The 19879-nt window shown below is 45.3% G+C and carries 15 protein-coding genes; 6 read left to right on the forward strand and 9 right to left on the reverse strand.

Annotation, left to right across the window (positions count from 1 at the left end; all coding sequences use genetic code 11):
• Positions 1-3: 3 nt before the first annotated feature.
• From E0496_RS11720 to E0496_RS11730, 3 genes are read right to left on the reverse strand one after another with little or no spacing between them, the layout of a single operon-like run.
• Positions 4-771 carry an ABC transporter ATP-binding protein gene (locus tag E0496_RS11720; RefSeq protein ID WP_141501876.1) on the reverse strand — a complete coding sequence of 256 codons (768 nt, stop codon included), beginning with the start codon at positions 769-771 and terminating at the stop codon, positions 4-6.
• A gap of 10 nt (positions 772-781) precedes the next feature.
• Positions 782-1555 carry an ABC transporter permease gene (locus E0496_RS11725; RefSeq protein ID WP_141501877.1) on the reverse strand — a complete coding sequence of 258 codons (774 nt, stop codon included), beginning with the start codon at positions 1553-1555 and terminating at the stop codon, positions 782-784.
• Positions 1556-1586: 31 nt separating this feature from the next.
• On the reverse strand, positions 1587-2549 hold the full coding sequence (locus tag E0496_RS11730; RefSeq protein ID WP_241674734.1) for a glycosyltransferase family 2 protein: 963 nt from the start codon (positions 2547-2549) through the stop codon (positions 1587-1589).
• Between the two features lie 517 nt (positions 2550-3066).
• On the opposite strand from E0496_RS11730, the gene E0496_RS11735 reads away from it, so the two are divergent.
• Both E0496_RS11735 and E0496_RS11740 read left to right on the forward strand, forming a co-directional pair.
• Positions 3067-5319: an O-antigen ligase family protein gene (locus E0496_RS11735; RefSeq protein WP_161601385.1), complete on the forward strand. Its 2253-nt coding sequence runs from the start codon at positions 3067-3069 to the stop codon at positions 5317-5319.
• A 166-nt stretch (positions 5320-5485) separates the two neighbouring features.
• Positions 5486-5932 carry a bactofilin family protein gene (locus E0496_RS11740; protein ID WP_141501880.1) on the forward strand — a complete coding sequence of 149 codons (447 nt, stop codon included), beginning with the start codon at positions 5486-5488 and terminating at the stop codon, positions 5930-5932.
• Between the two features lie 90 nt (positions 5933-6022).
• Here E0496_RS11740 and E0496_RS11745 read toward each other — a convergent pair whose 3' ends face one another.
• The 4 genes from E0496_RS11745 to E0496_RS11760 all read right to left on the reverse strand — a co-directional run bounded on the left by E0496_RS11745 (position 6023) and on the right by E0496_RS11760 (position 10033).
• Positions 6023-6817, reverse strand: a complete 795-nt coding sequence (locus E0496_RS11745) for an ABC transporter permease (RefSeq protein ID WP_141501881.1) — start codon at positions 6815-6817, stop codon at positions 6023-6025.
• Entirely contained in the window at positions 6810-7730 is a 921-nt protein-coding gene (locus tag E0496_RS11750; protein WP_141501882.1) for an ABC transporter ATP-binding protein, read from the reverse strand. The genes E0496_RS11745 and E0496_RS11750 overlap by 8 nt, the downstream gene beginning before the upstream one ends.
• Before the next feature lie 428 nt (positions 7731-8158).
• Positions 8159-9541, reverse strand: coding sequence for a sugar phosphate nucleotidyltransferase (locus E0496_RS11755; protein ID WP_141501883.1), 1383 nt, complete (start codon positions 9539-9541; stop codon positions 8159-8161).
• A 51-nt stretch (positions 9542-9592) separates the two neighbouring features.
• A complete protein-coding gene (locus tag E0496_RS11760; protein ID WP_161601386.1) occupies positions 9593-10033 on the reverse strand; it encodes a PilZ domain-containing protein in 441 nt (146 codons plus the stop codon).
• 130 nt (positions 10034-10163) lie between these two features.
• On the opposite strand from E0496_RS11760, the gene E0496_RS11765 reads away from it, so the two are divergent.
• Entirely contained in the window at positions 10164-10532 is a 369-nt protein-coding gene (locus tag E0496_RS11765; protein WP_141501885.1) for a helix-turn-helix domain-containing protein, read from the forward strand.
• A gap of 345 nt (positions 10533-10877) precedes the next feature.
• Here the strand turns inward: E0496_RS11765 and gltB are convergent, their stop codons facing one another.
• Positions 10878-15482 (reverse strand): glutamate synthase large subunit, encoded by a 4605-nt coding sequence (gltB, locus tag E0496_RS11770; RefSeq protein ID WP_141501886.1) that lies wholly within the window; start codon positions 15480-15482, stop codon positions 10878-10880.
• 555 nt (positions 15483-16037) lie between these two features.
• Here gltB and E0496_RS11775 point away from each other — a divergent pair.
• Complete coding sequence (locus E0496_RS11775; RefSeq protein WP_141501887.1) at positions 16038-16319, forward strand: hypothetical protein; 282 nt, start codon at positions 16038-16040, stop codon at positions 16317-16319.
• Between the two features lie 79 nt (positions 16320-16398).
• Here E0496_RS11775 and kapB read toward each other — a convergent pair whose 3' ends face one another.
• Positions 16399-16794, reverse strand: coding sequence for a kinase-associated lipoprotein KapB (gene kapB / locus E0496_RS11780; RefSeq protein WP_141501888.1), 396 nt, complete (start codon positions 16792-16794; stop codon positions 16399-16401).
• A 201-nt stretch (positions 16795-16995) separates the two neighbouring features.
• Here kapB and E0496_RS11785 point away from each other — a divergent pair, with 201 nt between their 5' ends.
• Together E0496_RS11785 and E0496_RS11790 are read left to right on the forward strand one after the other, a co-directional pair.
• Positions 16996-18111 carry an MGDG synthase family glycosyltransferase gene (locus E0496_RS11785; protein ID WP_141501889.1) on the forward strand — a complete coding sequence of 372 codons (1116 nt, stop codon included), beginning with the start codon at positions 16996-16998 and terminating at the stop codon, positions 18109-18111.
• An 83-nt stretch (positions 18112-18194) separates the two neighbouring features.
• Positions 18195-19610 (forward strand): NAD-dependent malic enzyme, encoded by a 1416-nt coding sequence (locus tag E0496_RS11790; protein ID WP_141501890.1) that lies wholly within the window; start codon positions 18195-18197, stop codon positions 19608-19610.
• Positions 19611-19879: the final 269 nt, after the last annotated feature.

The raw sequence follows: 19879 nt of genomic DNA on the forward strand, positions 1-19879 counted from the left end.
CCCTCAGACCTGCTCTTTTATATCCTCATTGCCATGAGAATTGATGTTCATATATTGGTTGCATATCTCTTCAACGTCACCTGAGCTAATAAGCTTTCCTCGGTTGAGCAAAAATGCTTTTTTGCACATGCTTCTAATTTGTTCAATAGAATGTGAAACCATGATAACGGTAGTATCATCGGTAATCATTGTTCTAATTCTCTCTTCACATTTTTGCTGGAATTTGTAATCACCCACTGATAATATCTCATCTAAAATTAAAATATCGGGCTTCACTACTGTTGCAATACTGAACCCGATACGTGCAACCATTCCAGATGAATAATTTTTTAGAGGCACATCTAGAAAATCATGAATTTCTGCAAAATCAACAATATCGTTAAACTTACTCTCAATAAATTTTCTAGAATACCCCAAAATTGCACCATTCAAATATATATTTTCTCTTGCAGTCAGTTCCATATCGAATCCGGCACCTAACTCGATTAACGGAGCAACCTTACCATAAGTCTCTACATTTCCTTTAGTTGGAGTCAACACCCCCGCTATCGTTTTTAGCAAAGTACTTTTACCGGCGCCATTAAATCCTAATATACCAATAACTTCTCCCTTTAATATGGATAAAGAGACATGATCTAGTGCATTAAATTTTTCAGTGACTAATTGTCTTTTAATTTTTTTTATTATGTATTCTTTGAATCCACTTATATTTTCTTTGTGTAAATCGAAGGTGACAGATACATTTTCTAATTTTATCACTATATTTTCCATTTATTATACCTCATATAAATAAAACGATTTTATTTTCATTCTTCTTATAAACTTTATAACCTATGAGTAAAGATAATACAGTGTATGTTATAGCTAGTGCGTTTAGTTTAAAGTCAGGAAGCTGTCCATAGAGAACCAACACCCTAAAATAGTTAATAAATACATACACCGGGTTATATTCTACCATGCCTCTAAATGTTGCAGGAATAATCTCAATCGGATAGAATGTTGCAGAAAAAAATGATAGCAAGCTTAAAAAGACACCATAAATGTGTAAAATATCCCTATAAAAAACGGTTAATGTGGACAGCAGGAGTCCAATACCGATTGAGAATAGGAATATTAAAATAACAGGGATAAAAAACAGGGTCGATGTCAACGGTAAATCATACCCCATTATGATAATAATAATAAGAACAGCTATTAAGGAAAACGATGTATTTACCAATGAGAAACAAATTTTGGATAAGGGAAAGATATATTTGGGCGTATATACTTTTTTAATTAATGATCCATTTTGAATCAGTCCCATTTGGGCTAAACCAGTCGATTCTGCGAAGAAAGCATACATCACCTGACCGCTTAGAAAATAAATCGGAAAGTTTTCAATTTGGTTCTTAAACATAGTAGAAAAAATAATTGTTGTGATCACCATAAAGAGCAATGGGTTTAGCACACTCCATATGATCCCTAGAGAAGACCTTCTATATTTTATTTTCAGGTCTCTTTTCACCAACTCGAATAACAATTCTCTATACCCATATATTTCTCGTATTATCTTCATGCCGTGCTTCACACTTTCCTATTAAATGTAGTTAGTTCTGCCTTTTACGCATTATTCTGTTCCTTATATATCTCACGGTCGACGCAATTAGTTTCTCTTGAATTCTCAAATAAAAAAAAGCATGATTATACTGAAAACGCTGTCGTTGTACATGACTTAGATGAATTATTGCTTCTTGAAGTCCTCTTAGATAGATGCTACCCCACCCTCTTCTTAGAAAAAAAACATACTTTACTGAAAATCCAATTAATAGCATTGGTAAATTCAATAAAAGCTGAATATAGGGCATATTTTTATAAAATATATAAACGTTATTTCTTGCGGACAGCTTTATTTTAAACTCGTTATATTTAGAACCGGAAGTACCACTTCCAACATGATACACAATTGCATCAGGACAATACTCGTTATGGTATCCATACAATTGAGCTCTATATCCAATATCTACATCTTCAAGGTAAGCAAAAAAATCTTCATCAAATACACCAATCTTATCAAAAATCCATTTCCGGTAGATTGCAGCCCCTGCACATGAACTAAAAATTTGCCCACTAGCGCGAAAATCCGAAACCTGTTCGCCGTCACCTCGCTTGAAAGCCCATCCGAGAACTGTCAATTCATCTCCTGCGTCATCGATGATATTTCGTTCATCAAATCTGATCATTTTACTCGACACAGAGAAAATCGATTCGCTTTGGTTAATTTGATGATACAGGGATACTAACCAATTACTCTCCACTTCCGTATCATTATTAAGAAGAACAACAAATTCACCGTTTGAGACGGATATGCCTTCGTTTACAGCTTTACTAAAGCCATAATTTCTTTCCAGTTCGATAATTTCGACTTTTGGAAAATCAGACCGGATATAATCGAGACTTTGATCCGTCGACGCATTATCGACGAGAATTACCTCGAATGAAATTCCCTTTTGCCTATACAGAGATAATAAACAGCGTTCAAGAAATTTCCGTCCGTTATAGTTCGGAATCACAATTGAGCATTGTACCATGTGGAATTAGTCCATTCTTACGGATATTTGTTCAAACCCTTAAGGATTAAAATATTTACAACCAAACTTCACAATTGTATCTCTCTACTAATATTTCCAATTAATTATACACCAAGCGCATAGAGAAAGTGACATCCACTTCTTGATTCGTTGTATCACGTCGATAATAAAGGATAAAATCCGACATTTCTAGAAGAGAAAATATATAAGCATTTTCTATATAACAGTCTAATATTTGCATATAGAAAGAGTCTTTCCACCCTTGTTATCTTACCAAAGTTCCACCCATATTCATACCTTATTCTCTTTTCCAAACCGAACAAATTGTTGAAATTTTGCGGAATGTATGCTTTTTCGACAAATCCGCATTTCAAACAAATTTGTAAACTACATACAATTATAACCTCTCTTATATAGTAATCCACTCCCCCTTTTGCTAAAATACTAGAAGGAGCAACAGTTTCAGATATACATAACTATGGATGAGGAGTACGTACGAATGAGCGCACACACTAAATATTCAAGCAATGCACCGGAACCAGCGGAGGGATTAACGCTGTTTAGGTGGATTGGCACGATTGGAATTGCCCTATTTCTGGTTATTTTCCCATATCAGAGAGGATTGTTCAATGGCTATGAGTTCAGCTTTGACAGTCCAATATACGGGGCTATCATCTTTGGATTGTTTCTGTTGATTGCAACTGCCGGCTACATCTACAAAGACTCGCAGCAGAGCAGCTATCGCGGAATTTTGTCGATTGCCGTCATGCTGCTTCCGTTCATCTATTGGATCTCTTCTTTTCAAGCGGTTTCGAGCTATTACGGAAAGTTTATGTTTCTTGTGTTTTTTCTGCTGGCCTCGCTCTTTATAAGCAGTCTTTATTTAGCAGAATCTAAGCACGCTCGTAAAACCATTGAATATGCGCTTATGCTTTCCTCCTATTTAATTGTTCTTTTCGGCCTGCTTAATTTATTCGGTCAAATGTATTACAAAGATGCGCTATGGCCTGCACACGATGGTTTCCGCCTTGCATCAGTCTTTCAATATTCAAACGCCTATGGAGGCTTTTTAGTTGCATTATTTTTAGTCAGCTTATATTATGCGGTTCATTGTGTACGACCGTCAGCAAGAATCGTGCATGCAGCCATGCTCGTACCGATTTGGATTTCATTTATGCTTACCTATTCACGCGGTGCAATTGTCATTGTGCCAGTTGTCGTGTTAGCTCTACTCCCGTTCTTGCGATTATCCAAACAAATAACCTATCTCCTCTTTATGATTCTATCTGTTGGTATTTCAATGGCTCTATTAGGAAAGCTTACGGCAATTGTCGATAAAATTTCAGCGATTGTACAGCCGACTGAAACGAAGGCGCAGCAAACCCTCTCTTTGTTTAGCTCGCTTCCCATGCAGGGCTGGGGATTCCTGCTGCTCGGAATGATCGTTACTACTGGACTGATCCTTCTCTACCATGCCAAGCTAGATGCTCTAATGGAAAAGAAACTAGAGAAACTATCCGCGCGCAAATGGTCATTCGCTATGGTGCCTGTTGTCGCCATCATCCTAGCGGCAGCGGCAGCTGCCAGCCTGCTCGGCAGCAGCGCGATTCGCGGCTTGCTGCCTGATAAAATTGCGGTACGCTTCGAAAATATTAATTTTCAGCAGCACAGCGTCCTGGAACGTCTAACCTTCTATAAGGATGGGCTTCATGTAGCCGAGGATTATCCACTGCTTGGAGGCGGTGGCGGCGCTTGGCAGGCCATGTACGAGCAGTATCAGAACAATCCTTATTGGAGCAGGCAATCACACAGCTTTATAGTTCAAATTTTGGTTGAGACTGGCTGGATTGGCCTTATTGCTTTAATTGCTGTGCTTGTTCTGGCCTATGGCTTATACATCCGTTCTTATTTCCGTCATCCTGAGCTAAGAGGAAGCCATTTTATCTTTTTTATTTTCTCTTTAGCCCTTTTGCTGCACAGTGCCATAGATTTTGACATGAGCTACCTTTACATCAGCGCAATCGTATTTATATCCCTTGGATGTATGCTTGCCCCATACGCCAGCAAACTTATCCTTCAACGGACTACGGGAAGCAGTTGGTTAAAAATCACTTACCCGGCAGTCCTTGTTGTGTTGTCCTTGGTCCTGCTCGTCGTTACAGTCCGGGAGAATAGCGGCGTTCAGAAATACAAGAAAACGTATGAGCTGGCCGTTCAGGGGCAAACACCTTTGGAAGGACTGCTCCCATTATTGAATGAGGCTATTGATCGTTCACCTAAAAACTCTTCTTTCACATTAACAAAGGCCGATTGGCTGGAGCAGGCCTATAAACAAACGAACGATGCCAGCTTCCTTGAGCAAGCCCTTAGCACGGCACAGCAAGCGCGTAAAACGGATCCCTATAACCGAGGCCTTCTGATTTCGGAATTCCGTCTTCTCCAGCAAAAGGGTCAATTCAAAGAATCTCTTGCCGTCATAGACGAAGGAGTCAGCAAGTTCCCTTGGGACATTAACCTTTATGAAGCTGCGGTAACTTCGTATGCTGAGGCTAACAGTAAGGCCCTTAAAGAACAAAACGAGGCTGATGCGAAAAGCTATGCAGAGCGCGTTGAAGCACTGTCGGCCGAGGTCAACAGAAGGATAGAGCAGCTTGCCACTTTACCGGCAGAACAGCTTCAGGGGCGTTCCTTCGCCCTTACACCGGCAATGGAAAAGGCCATCGCCGGCATCGAGCTAGCCGCGAATCAATAACCTACTATTATAGCAACTGCTTTGACTGCCCGCTGGCGCCACTCGCGCCTAGCAGGCAGTCTTTTTTTCGTATCATCGTTGGTATGTTTTACGGCCTTTAAGAATAAATAGCATTAGAACGCTTCGAACGAACCAAGCTTCTATTTCCAAAGGAGGATTGATCTGCATGTTTAAAGATAATAAGCGTCTTTCGCCATCGGATACTTTGATTGGCCAAGGTACGCTAAGTGAGGGGAAACTGAACTGCGAGGCAAATCTGCGTATAGAAGGGGAGCATCGTGGTGACATTGTCTGCAAAGCTGATGTTATTATTGGGGAATCCGGCATTGCACGATCAACGATTTCGGCACGCGATCTTACCGTAGCCGGCAAAATTTTCGGAGATACATCCATGTCCGGTCGTCTCATCATTACCTCTTCCGGGCAATTAACAGGATCGGTTTCCGCGAGCTCCATTATCATTCAAGAAGGTGGTCAACTTAACGGGATGTGCCATATGGAGCTCTCAGTTGACAGCAGGCAGCGTTTGCTTACAGAACACGACAAAACTAATCAGCAAGCAAAAGATTCCGGAATCAAAGATGCAAAAGATAAAACACGACAAGCCGTCTAAGGTAATCGACATAAAAAAAAGCCGAATGGGCAGCTGTCCACCTTCCATAGAAGCAGCAGCCCATTCGGCTTTATTAATACGGTTGAAGAGCTACGAAGCAACATCCCGTTTGCTGAATACGTACCAAGTCAATGCGATGAAAATTACATAATAAACAGCTAGCACACCAAGCGAAAAACCTAGCGTCATCCCTTCACGCATTGGATTATTGTCCAAATATTGTGTAAGATTCAAATGAATAAATAGCAAATAATCAATCCATTCATATTTGAGCATGGCAATCAAACCGATAAAGCTATTAACGCCTAACAATAGAAAGAGCGCCATACCAATAGCAAGTCCGCTGCTGCGAAACACAGTCGAGAGCATAAAAGCCAGCGTAACCGTTACAACAAGCGAAATTAGCGTCAAGCCGTAATACTTCAGCATATAAGAAACAGGACTTGCCTGATCGATCCCCATGAAGCCTGGCTTGATAGCAGGATCCGCATTTATGCCAAAACAAATCCAGTTAATGAGAATCGTGCTTCCAAACAACAAAATCGCGAGCAAAATGGCAAACAGCATAATCGATATATATTTGGACAACAAAATTTTGGAGCGCGACCATGGCCGAATAAGCAGCAGCTTAATCGTTCCGCTAGTAAACTCTTCTGCAACTCCACCCGCAGCAATCACTACTGTAAAGATCGTCACGAGTAAGAACAAAATCGACGATTCCAAAAATGCAACATCCCACATCGATGCATCCCGGCCGCCAAAGATCAACCACATGATCGATATGGCTAGTACAAGCACAAGTAATATTCCGGACATTACCCATGTGCGAGGACGACGGTAAATTTTCATATTTTCATTTTGAATCAGCGGCAAAAAATTACCCAATTCGTTCCCCTCCTGTCACTTCCAAAAATTGATCTTCCAGTGTTTTTACTTGTGCGCGAATTCCGTATACTTTAATGCCGGCTGCTACAAGCGATACATTTATATCTGCTGTTTTCTCTTTATCTGCCTCAACAGCTATCGAGCTCTCGCCGTCAAGCACACCCGAAATTCCTGCAGCAAGCAATACATCAAGTGCGCTTTGTGTACGGTCAACCTCAATAACAACACGGTTGTTTACTTTGACTGCATGTTCACCGCGAATCGTTCTAACATCGATCAGCTTGCCGTTTTGAATAATCGCGACCCGGTCGCACATGAGCTCCATCTCAGAGAGCAAATGGCTGGATACAAATACAGCAATGCCTTCTTCCTTGGATAACAGGCGCAAGTAATCGCGAAGTTCCCGAATCCCACCTGGATCAAGTCCATTAGTCGGTTCATCCAATATTAATAGTTGAGGCTTATGTAGGATCGCTTGCGCTACGCCCAGACGCTGACGCATGCCAAGCGAGTAGGTTTTAACCTTATCGCGAATTCGCCCCTCAAGGCCAACAAGCTTCACAACCTCATGCACACGATGCTCCGTAATGCCCGGAATCATTCTCGCATAATGAATCAAGTTATCATAGCCGCTCAAATATTTGTACATTTCCGGATTTTCTACTATCGCGCCTACATGGCGGATCGCTTTCTCATACTGCTTCGTAATGCTATGCCCGCCAATCGTAATTTCTCCTTCAGTCAGCGACATTAAGCCAACCATCATGCGGATCGTTGTCGTTTTTCCCGAGCCATTCGGTCCTAAGAAGCCAAAAACTTCCCCGAGCGGCAAGTCTAGCGTCAGACGGTCAATTATGGTGCGTTTTCCGATTTTTTTCGTAACGTTTTGTAATTTAACAATAGGCTCCTTCATAGCTGTGCTCCTCCTCCAGAAATCCAAATCCTTTTTATTATAATCGATTAAGGAAACAATTGGAAGTTTACAAAAAAATACAGCCTCGCTCTACAGTTAAACTGTAGGGCAGAGGCTCTCATTTCCATCTGTTCTATACGGTTGTATAACATGTTCGGCAACTTTCGCATCTGCGCGAAGGAACATTTTATAGTCATAGTTACTGGTCTTACCCTGCGATCCTACTATAGCATCCAGCTTATCCTGTTCCATGCTGCATGTTAAGCAATAACCCATTGGATGTACCACCCGGAAAAAACCTGTCCGAAACAAAATATCCGCTTCAGGATTGGAAACCATCTCTCCGCAACTAACACAATAAAAACGGTCCTCTGAACATATCATCCGATCGATCGCTCCCTCTCTCTTTCGTAATGATTGTATCAACCCTATACGATTGTGGACTGATTCGTAATGTCCTCCCACGAGGTGCCTAATCTGATTACATCATTCTCCTCAATTTGTATTCCCGTTTGTACCTCAATGAGTTCTACATCTGTTATTGCGCGCAAAGAGTGTCTAGACCGCTCCGGTATCATAATGGCATCCCCTGGACCGACCATGCGCTGCGCTTCGTTAAGGAGAAGCATCCCTTCTCCACTCAGAATGGTCCACACCTCATTTCGCTTAAAATGCATCTGATAGCTCATATTTTGGCCTGCTGCTATAAAGATTCGTTTGGTAACGCTATGTAAACCAGATGCGAGCAAGGCTGAGTCTATGACTCTGGCATGCCCCCATCGCCGCTCTTCGAATTTTGGCCGTTCATTCATCGCCTGAATCTTGGCATCTAGTTCGGAGCTTGCATGCTTGCACGTTACCAAAATTCCATCGGGACTTGCTGCCACGATAACGTTGCTCAATCCAATCACCGAGATTGGAATATCAAGCTCATTAATAAGCTGTGTAGCCTCGCAATCCTCCGATATGCTGCCTAATCCCAACTGATCGTAGGCGATATTTTCAGATAGGTTCTTCCATGTCCCAAGATCCTTCCACTCTCCATCGTATCGGACAACTGACCGGGAACTTGATTTTTGCGTGACCTCCGCTTCAAAGCTTGCTTTGGGTATTTTGGCATACTGCTTATACAATTCCTCATAATGAATCGGTAAACCACGATTCATCAGCATCGATATGATGTAATCGAGTTGAAACGCGTATATGCCAAGATTCCAAAGAGCACCTTCCTCGATCAATTTCTTAGCCTCTGCTGCATGCGGTTTCTCCTTGAAAGCCCTAATCTTTCTCTCGAACAGACCCTCGTCCTCATGAAAACGGCTGGCTTCCGGAACTATGTATCCATATTGGTCTGTAGGGCAGCTGGGACTTGTCCCCACCATGAGCAGCTCTGATTTGCTTTCTCTGGCCAGCTTGGGGAGCCCTCGTATGCAAGAGAAGAAGTCACTCTCAACATATGCGTCTACTGGCATAATAATAACGGTTTCTGTCAAAGAAACGCCTGCTATGGAATACAAATAAGCAGCAGCAAGCGCTACTGCCGGAAAGGTGTCTCTTTGCTCAGGTTCAATAACAAGCGGCGCTTTAGTTCCGACTTGCCTTTGCAAGAGCTCTACCTGCTGCCGACAGGTCGCAATACGAGTATGCTCACGCAGATCGGCTTCATCCAGTTGACGCCACAAACGCTGCAGCATCGATTCCATTTCGCCGCCTGGTCCTTGCAGCACCGATAAATATTGTTTAGCTCGATTTCGATTGGACAAGGGCCATAGTCTCTTTCCCGATCCGCCGGATAGCAAAATAATTTTCAAAGCATGTCCCCCTTTAAGCACGCGCTTACCCATTCTCCAAACGAAAACAGGTCATCCGCTATAATGCATTCGTTTGGTATTCAGCAGTCTGCTGTACAAATAATGAATTTTTTGCTGCTGTGGCTGTCTTTCCAAAATTTCTTGATTCATGACCCCAATAATCAATGAGCGCAGCGTATTCGAGCATTCGAACAATACGCCATGCGAATACTGATTATCCTTCCTAGAGTTCCAAACGATGCGACCGCGCACAATAATTTGTACGTTCGATATCGTCATTCGGCATTCAACCAAGTAGTTCTTTTGAATAGGCAGCTGCAGGCCGGATAAAAAGCATAAGCCGTTTTGACTTAAGTTGAGCAGCAATACTGTAGTGGTCGAGGGAGTCAGCAGCTGTCCATCTTTGCTAATAAGTCTAAGCTCTGCTTTCACCCCATCGTTAAACCGAAGTCTGATATGGGCGCGAGAGGCTTCATTTGAATGGTCACTCATTCCTAATTCCTCCATCATACCTAGTCACAAATATGAATCGATTTCCTCATGTTTTTCAGTAAAAGCATGCATTTGTAACGTATCCGTATTAATATAGATGTAGTACTCGTTTTAACACAGGAGGAGTTCCATGAGTATCGGCAAACGGCTTGCAGCACTGAGGGACGAGCGGAGATGGACGCAATTGCAAACTGCCGCTACGCTTGGCATATCCCGAGCGGCATTGTCCCATTATGAGAAAAATCGAAGAGAGCCTGACTCCGAAACCTTATCAAGGTTCGCGGATTTATTTCAGGTGACCGTCGACTATTTGATCGGTCGAACTTCCATCCCCCAGCAAACATTAACCGATGATATACGAAGCTTCGTTGACCATCTGGAGCTCTCAGACGATGAAATATTGAGCAAATATCATTTAAGCGTAGATGGACGAATTCTGACAGTGGATGAAACGAAAAGGTTCATTGCCTTTGTAAGGGCAGAACGTCTGCAGCAATAGGCTGCTCCTTATCGAACTGCCATTTTTGCTGCGGGATGCCAGTTTGACTCAAGATGGCCTCAATCGTGATTAAAGTAACGATTGGAGAGTCTGCTTTCTCTTCGCACTTAAGCTTGGGCCCAACTCTTAGCATAAATTCGGCTCCTAATCGTATAATTATTAATGAAAGGAATATTAACATCATTATACCCGAGTCGCCGGATGGAATATGTCGGTTAATGGGTGCGGCTTTTTTCTAATTTAGTGGCTTTTTGTCGAAAAACAAAAGGGACTGTCGCCTGAAGTAGTTAACTACTTCAGGGACAGTCCCTTATTCGTATTTATGCTGTAATCGTTTTGCTGCTATTATTTACCGCCAGCGCGGGCAAGCTCTTTTTTGTTCGCTTCAAAAGCTGCTAGCAGCGCTTCCTCGCCTACAAGGCCAGTATCTTCAACCTTGCGGATCTGTTCAAGCATGCGCTTGTAGTCCTTCGGAATAACTTTAACGAACTTGGAAAGCGAGGCTTCCCATTCAGTTAAGATGCGGGAACCGATGGCACTCTCCGTATATTTCACATGAGATTCAATCAAGCCTTTCAGCTCTGCAATATCAATCGTTTCCTCCAGACGCTCCAGCAATACCATTTCAAGGTTGCAATGGTTGTAGAAATCGCCTTTCTCATCGTAGATATACGCAACACCGCCAGACATACCAGCGCCAAAGTTACGTCCAGTGCTGCCAAGTATGGCTACACGTCCACCAGTCATATATTCGCAGCCATGATCGCCTACGCCCTCTACAACAACATTCGCTCCACTGTTCCGAACGGCAAAGCGCTCGCCGGCTGCACCGCGGATGTACGCTTGGCCGCTTGTAGCGCCATAAAGCGCAGTATTACCAATAATCACGTTGTCTTCAGCAGCAAACGTCGCCTTAGGGGACGGTGCCACGAATATTTTCCCGCCAGACAAACCTTTACCGAAATAGTCATTCGAATCGCCTTCGATGGAGAGCGTTATCCCCTTCGGCACGAATGCGCCAAAGCTTTGTCCCGCAGTACCAACAAAGTGATAAGAAATCGTATCCTCCGGCAAGCCTGCCGCACCGTAACGGCGAGTGACCTCACTACCTAGGATCGTTCCGACAACACGATTCGTATTCAGGATCGGGAACGTACCGCGAACGCGTTCGCCGTTCTCAAGCGCCGACTGCGCAAGAGGCACAAGCTGCTGCATGTCGAGCGACAATTCTAGACCATGATTTTGCTCTTGAATGTTATAGCGTACCGCATCCTTCGGAAGGTCTGCTTCGTAAAGCAAGCCCGACAGATCAATGCCTTTCGCTTTGTAATGCTCAAGAAGCTGCTTCGTTTCCAACATATCCACACGGCCAACCATCTCCTGAATCGTACGGAAGCCCAGCTCAGCCATAATCTCGCGCAGCTCTTCAGCAATAAAGCGCAGGTAGTTTACGACATGGCTTGGATCGCCCATAAACTTCTTGCGAAGCTCAGGATTTTGAGTCGCTACGCCTACTGGACAAGTATCCAGTTGACATACACGCATCATGATACAACCAAGCACGATTAGCGGTGCAGTCGAGAAGCCATATTCTTCGGCTCCAAGCAATACAGCAATCGCCACGTCGCGGCCGTTCATCATTTTACCGTCTGTTTCCAGAACGACACGATCACGCAATTTGTTAAGCATAAGCGTTTGGTGAGTCTCAGCAAGACCAAGCTCCCACGGCAAGCCTGCGTGACGGATGGAACCCATTGGAGATGCTCCAGTACCGCCATCGTAACCGCTGACCATAATAACGTCTGCGCGGCCTTTCGCTACGCCAGTCGCAATCGTACCTACGCCTACTCCAGATACGAGCTTCACGTTAATACGGGCGCGCGGGTTCGCATTTTTCAAGTCATGAACAAGCTCAGCCAGATCTTCGATCGAATAAATATCATGATGCGGCGGCGGCGAGATGAGTCCCACGCCTGGCGTCGAACCACGAACCTCTGCAACCCAAGGATATACTTTAAGGCCAGGCAATTGTCCGCCTTCACCCGGCTTCGCGCCTTGGGCCATTTTAATTTGAATTTCATCCGCATTGACCAAGTAGTTGCTCGTTACGCCGAAACGTCCAGAAGCTACCTGTTTGATCGCACTGCGTCTTGAATCTCCGTTTGCATCCGGAATGAAGCGTGCAGGGTCTTCCCCGCCCTCACCCGTATTCGATTTACCGCCAAGACGGTTCATCGCAATAGCCAGGCTCTCATGCGCTTCTTTACTAATAGATCCAAAGGACATCGCACCGGTTTTGAATCGTTTTACGATAGACTCCAACGATTCAACCTCTTCAAGCGGCACCGACTGGCGGCCTTCCTTGAATTTCAGCAGAGAACGAAGCGTCAGATGCTTCTTGTCTTCCCCTTGCACGAGCGCAGAGAACTTCTTGTAAAGTTTGTAATCATTCGCGCGTGAAGCCATTTGCAGCGTATGAATGGTTTGCGGTGTGAACAAGTGGTCCTCACCGTCTTTACGCCACTGATAATCGCCGCCGGAATCCAGCTCTTTCTCTCCGCCTTCTTGCTCGGAGAAAGCACGGTTGTGATGCTTTAGCGTTTCTTCCGCGATCACATCAAGGCCGATACCGCCAATACGGGACGGCGTCCATGTGAAGTACTCGTTGATGACATCCTCTTTCAAGCCAAGCGCTTCAAAAATTTGAGCGCCGCGGTAGGATTGAATCGTCGAGATTCCCATTTTGGACAATATTTTAATAACACCTTTAGTGGCTGCTTTAATAAAGTTTTTGACTGCTTTCTCATGCGATACGCCGCGAAGCATACCTTGACGAATCATATCATCAAGCGACTCGAAAGCGAGGTACGGGTTAACCGCATTTACGCCGTAACCAAGCAGCAATGCAAAGTGATGAACTTCGCGCGGCTCGCCCGACTCAAGTAGAATGGCCACTTTCGTACGCGTTCCTTGACGGATCAAATGGTGATGCAATGCAGCAACCGCCAGCAGCGCTGGCATTGCAGCATTCTCCTTGTCAACGCCACGATCAGACAGGATAAGCAGGTTATGGCCTTTCGCGATAACACGATCAGCTGCTTCGCACATTTGCGTAATCGCTGCGCGCAGTCCGCTTTCCCCTTCATTTGCAGGGAAGAAGATTGGCAGTGTAATGGAACGGAACCCTGGACGACGAACATGGCGAAGCTTCGCAAATTGCTCATTCGACAGAATTGGCGTATCCAGTTTAATGTGACGGCAGCTTTCCGGTTCCGGATTGAGCAGGTTGCGCTCAGGTCCAATCGTCGTTCCAGTTGCCGTAATGATTTCCTCACGAATCGCATCGATCGGCGGATTCGTAACTTGAGCGAACAATTGCTTGAAGTAATTGTAAAGGCGCTGAGGGCGCTCAGACAAAATAGCAAGCGGAGCATCATAACCCATAGAAGCAATCGGCTCAGCGCCGCTGCCCGCCATTGGCTCAAGCACCTTGCGGATATCCTCGTACGTGTAACCGAACGCTTGCTGTCTGCGTTGAACCGTCGCATGGTTAGGCTCCGGCAGTTCAGGCGCTTCCGGCAGATCTTCCAAATCAACGAGATGCTCATTCAGCCAATCGCGGTATGGATGCTCGGTTTCAATCTCCGCCTTTACTTCCTCATCGGAAATAATGCGCCCTTTCTCCGTATCGACAAGCAGCATGCGGCCTGGACGGAGGCGATCTTTGTATAAAATATCCTCAGCCGGAATTTCTACCGTTCCTGCCTCAGAACCTAAAATAATATGGTCGTCTTTGGTTACATAATAACGAGCCGGACGAAGTCCATTGCGGTCAAGGACTGCGCCAATCTTCACACCGTCAGTAAAGCCAAGCGCAGCCGGTCCGTCCCATGGCTCCATCAAGGTGCTGTGGTATTCGTAAAAGGCTTTACGCTCATCGCTCATGCTCTCGTGATTGGACCAAGGCTCGGGAACCATCATCATAGCCGCATGGGCCATGGAACGTCCCGAGAGGAATAGAAACTCTAATGTATTATCGAACATAGCAGTATCAGAGCCGTCAGGATTGATGACCGGCTTTATCTTCTCGATATCGTCACCAAACAATTCAGTAGCGAATAGCGTTTGGCGTGCGTGCATCCAGTTCACGTTACCACGAAGCGTATTGATCTCGCCATTGTGAATCATATAGTGGAAAGGATGCGCACGTTCCCAGCTAGGGAAGGTGTTCGTGCTGAAACGGGAGTGAACGAGCGCCATTGCCGATACAACAGACTCATCATTAAGCTCCGTGTAGAACGAGCGCACTTGCTCCGTTGTAAGCATCCCTTTATAGACAATCTTCCTCGAGGACAAGCTCGAGAAATAAAACATGTTGCCGCCTTCTTTGCCGGCATATCGAATCGCAAGCTCAGCGCGCTTGCGGATCACGTACAACTTGCGTTCAAATGCCATATTGTCCTTCAAGCTGCCATTCATTCCAATAAACAGCTGGCGAACATGAGGCTTAACAGCTAATGCAGATTCACCGAGCTTCTTGTCATCTGTCGGAACCGTACGCCAAGCGATGACCGACTGGTTCTCCTCTTGAACGATCGTTTCCACTTCACGCTCAATTGCGACGCGTGCAGCCTCATCCTGCGGCATAAAAATCATCCCGACGGCATAATGTCCCTCTGCCGGAAGCTCAATTTCTTGCTTCTTTAATTCAGCCGCAAAAAATGCATGCGGAATTTGAAGCAATATCCCCGCTCCATCTCCCGTATTCGGTTCGCTGCCTTGACCGCCGCGATGCTCCATGTTCTCGAGCAGCATCAGCGCCTGGCGAATGACCTTATGTGATTTTATTCCCTTGATGTTGGCCACAAAGCCCATGCCGCAAGCGTCTTTCTCAAACTGCGGATCATAAAGCCCTTGCTTCGGCGGCAATCCCAAAATATGTTCTTTCATTGTGTGCAACCTTTCTATGAGAAGATTTTTGGGTAAGCGTGAACGTGTTGAAAATAAGCACCGATGAATACGCATTACGCTTCATTTTTGGCTTGTTTTATCATAGAATGGTAGTCAACGAGGCGCATCGGCCTGCTCCTTGCCATTCATAAGCTTAACACCGGCAGCCCAGCCTGTGAGTGCCTGCGTTTCATTGACCATATACCGGGCCTATACCGCGACATTGCGATTATTATATTATTTTAACATTAGGCCATAGCGGAATCAATTTAATATTTTCATAATTGTTTGCACTATTTTACTACAAAACCATACTTCAGCACGTATAAATGTGCGTTTTTGTATCCGTTTCGCCAAGGTGGCAAGCATACCATAAAAACCATTTTTCTTACCCTCATATATTATCAGAAGGAGGTATCTGTGTTGTATAGCAAGTTAAGGAAAGTCGCTTTGAAGACAATCGCGCTTGCTTTGATTGCCTTGCTCTGGACATCTGTCATGGCCTATGCCGCCCCGGAGGCGGATAATTCAGCTTAGTAAGGTACATACAAAATTGTGGCTATTGGCGACTCGGTTTCGGCTGGATATGAGCAGGGATATCATGAGAAATTCATACACAATGGGACTAAACAACTGGATGGGGCCGTTGCCCAAGAAGCAGAGGCGATAAAGAGCGGGGACATTCAGGCCAATCTTCCCGATCCGCGTGTAGAGCGGATATTTAATGAGACGAAGCAGCTCCGCCTTGCCATAAGCGATGCAAGCCTCATCCTAATGAACATTGGCGGCAACGATATGTATGCTGTGGCAAAGCGAGCACGCGCTATGTCCCGTTAGCTGCACAGATCGAAGGGCCGCAGCTTAATGTCATCTACCGTGATACATTAAAAACAGTCTTCATTAATAAATAACATTTCTATTTATATTCCTTATGCAGCTGCTGCATTTGTTCAAGCCCTTTCGCTGCCCAGCGATGCAGCCGGTCAAGCGCTGCGATTTCTGCTTCTGCTGCTGCCCGAAGTGATGTGCCATAATCGGGAACAGTGCTTGCAAATGGCTTCAAGTCACGCATCAGTACGGTCGTTTTCTCTGTATAGCTTAGCGCGCGCCGCTCGTGGAACATAGGCACGTCCGGATTATAAGGATTATGCAAATCACCTTGCTCTGGATGCTTTAATACAGCAAGCACCTTTACAAGCGCACGTGGTCCGTTCAATTCCATAAGCTCACCAACGTATTGACCTGAACGCACTTCCGCTCGCACAGTATCGCCAATTTTAAAACCTTGTTCTTCAGAATGTAGGCTTGTCATTTCAATTCCCCCATTATTATATTTCTTATGATTGTAAAATATTTGTAAATATAGTTGATCGCAGGGATGCATATCCTAATTAAGAACCTAGCTGCTTTTAAGGATAAATTATCCACAGCCTGATTCGCAAGCCCGCTCGGATAAAACTTGTGTTAGTTGTACAAGCATCGTAATATGGAAATAGAAAAGTAGGTGGAATGAATGCGTAAGAAAAGAGTGCTTCTGCTCTCTGAAGGCTTTGGCTCCGGTCATACTCAAGCTGCCTATGCGCTCGCTGTCGGACTGAAGCAATTATGTCCGGGGATTCAGACCCGCGTCATCGAGCTTGGAAAGTTTCTTAATCCGGTGCTTGGTCCATGGATTATATCGGCATATCGCAAAACCGTAAGCAAACAGCCCAAGATGGTCGGTCTTATGTACCGCAGCAACTATAAAAAATCATTTAACCGCCTTACACAGCTTGCGCTGCATCGCATGTTTTATACCCAAACGTCACAAGTCATCTCTCAGTTGAAGCCGGACTTGATCGTTTGCACGCATCCAGGTCCGAATGCGGTCGTGTCTAGACTTAAGCGTCTGGGATTGGATATGCCGCTTTATACCCTTATTACCGATTATGATGCACACGGCTCTTGGGTGAACAAAGAGGTCAATCTATACCTAGTTTCCTCTGATCTTGTAAAAAAAAGGCTGATGGACAAGGGTGTCAACGAGGAACGCGTAGAGGTGACGGGAATTCCCGTTCATCCAAATTTTTGGCATACATACGATAAAGAAGAGATACGCGAACAGTTTTCATTACAAAATATGCCGACCGTGCTCATTATGGGCGGCGGCTGGGGTATTATGTATGAGGATAATGCCCTCGAGTACATGACCAAATGGAGAGAGACAACTCAGCTTATCTATTGTGTTGGCTCCAATGAGAAAATGAAAGAAAAAATGCTCGCCGATCCGATTTTCCAGCATCCGAACATCCATGTGCTTGGATTTACCCGTGAAGTGAACAAACTGATGGATGTTTCCGATTTGCTTATTACGAAGCCGGGAGGCATGACCTGTACCGAGGGAATGAGCAAAGGAATTCCAATGCTCTTTTATGAGCCCATTCCCGGCCAAGAGGAAGAGAACTGCGAATACTTCATAAGCAATGGCTTTGGCGAAATGCTGGATTCGAACGATACCGTCGATCGATGGTTCTCGCTCATCCACGAGCCTTACGCCTCAGGTCAGTTCCGAGACAGTCTGCTAACAAAACGCAATTTGCAATATGACCCCATGAGCTGTCCGAACGCCGTCCTGCGATTAATGCAGTGATGGCTTTCTTTTTCAAGAGGGAATGAAGCATAAATTGTATACCCTTATCCAAATCCTATAGATGACGAAGGGAGCTGTTTAGTATGAGTGCGATGATGACTGATGGAAAAACGATTATTTTGAGGATTGAAATCGATACGAATGTCGCCCAGTTTGGACGAGCAGCTACAGCGATCGAGCAAGCTAGAGGCGATATTATTGCCATTGACGTCATACATACAGACAAGAATAAGAGCTTGCGCGACTTGACCGTCAAAATAGCAGAGCAAGGCGCCGCCGAACGGCTGACTGCGGCTTTAAACTCACTTGAGGGCATTCGGCTTGTCCATATATCTGACCGCACCTTCCTGCTGCATCTTGGCGGGAAAATCACCATTCAGCCTAAAACTCCCATTCAAAACCGCGACGATTTGTCACGTGTCTATACGCCCGATGTGGCTAGAGTCTGCCAAGCCATCTTCGAAGAGCCATCCAAGGCTCATACCCTCACCGTGAAGCGCAATATGGTTGCCGTTGTATCCGATGGGAGCGCCGTGCTGGGCCTTGGCAATATCGGCCCTTATGCGGCCATGCCTGTCATGGAGGGCAAAGCCATGCTGTTCAAGCAGTTTGCAGACGTAGATGCCTTCCCGATTTGCCTTGACACCCAGGATACCGAAGCCATTATTGCCACCGTGAAAAATCTGGCACCTGCCTTCGGCGGCATTAATCTAGAGGATATTTCCGCCCCGCGCTGCTTTGAAATTGAACAGCGCCTCCGGGAAGAGCTCGATATTCCCGTCTTTCACGATGATCAGCATGGCACAGCCGTTGTATTGTATGCTAGTCTGCTCAATGCGCTCAAACTAACCGGACGCAGATTAGACGAGGCACGTATCGTAATCTGCGGCATCGGAGCTGCGGGTACTGCCTGCACCAAAATGCTGCTAGCAGGCGGCGCGAAGCATATTGTCGGCGTCGATCGCGATGGCATTCTAACGGCTGATCGTTCTTATGAGAATGCCATGTGGCAATGGTACGCTGATCACACGAATCCGGAACGCCAAACCGGCGGCTTGGCTGATGCTCTGATCGGAGCCGATGTATTTATCGGTGTTTCCGCTGGCGGAATACTAAAACGTGCCCACATCGAAACGATGGCCAAAGACCCTATCGTCTTTGCAATGGCCAATCCCGAGCCGGAAATAAGGCCCGAGCTGGTCGAGGATATCGTCGCAGTCTTCGCCACAGGTCGATCCGATTACCCAAATCAAATTAACAATGTTTTATGCTTCCCTGGCATTTTCCGGGGTGCTCTCGATAGCCGCGCGACCACCATAAACGAAGAAATGAAGCTGGCCGCAGCAGAGGCGATCGCTTCCGTCATTAGCGAAGAAGAGCTAAGCCCGATGTATATCGTGCCAAGCGTATTCAACAGCCGGGTCGTCGAAGAGGTTAGGCGCCGCGTGATTCAGGCAGCTCAGCAAAGCGGCGTATCTCGGCGCCAAACGAGGGAGTAGCTGCAGTTGCACCTATAGATGCATCCTTTGCCGCTTTCTCTTCCTTTTTGAGCTTTATAAGCATGTATACATTCTGCCTGTTTACGGAGCTTCTCCATATGCAGGCAGTTTTTTATTGAAGTCAGATTATAGAAATACAGCGTTTTCTTAAACTGGTTGAAACCTGAATGGCTGCTTGCACGTATTCGTTCTTATGCACTACTTGCAGGTTGCGTCGGCACTAGAATAGCTGGCATTCCCAGAATGAGGGTAGGCTTGTGTCCTGCAGT

Origin of the sequence: Paenibacillus luteus, from assembly GCF_006542765.1 — a bacterium.
Classification (GTDB): Bacteria; Bacillota; Bacilli; order Paenibacillales; family Paenibacillaceae; genus Pristimantibacillus; species Pristimantibacillus luteus.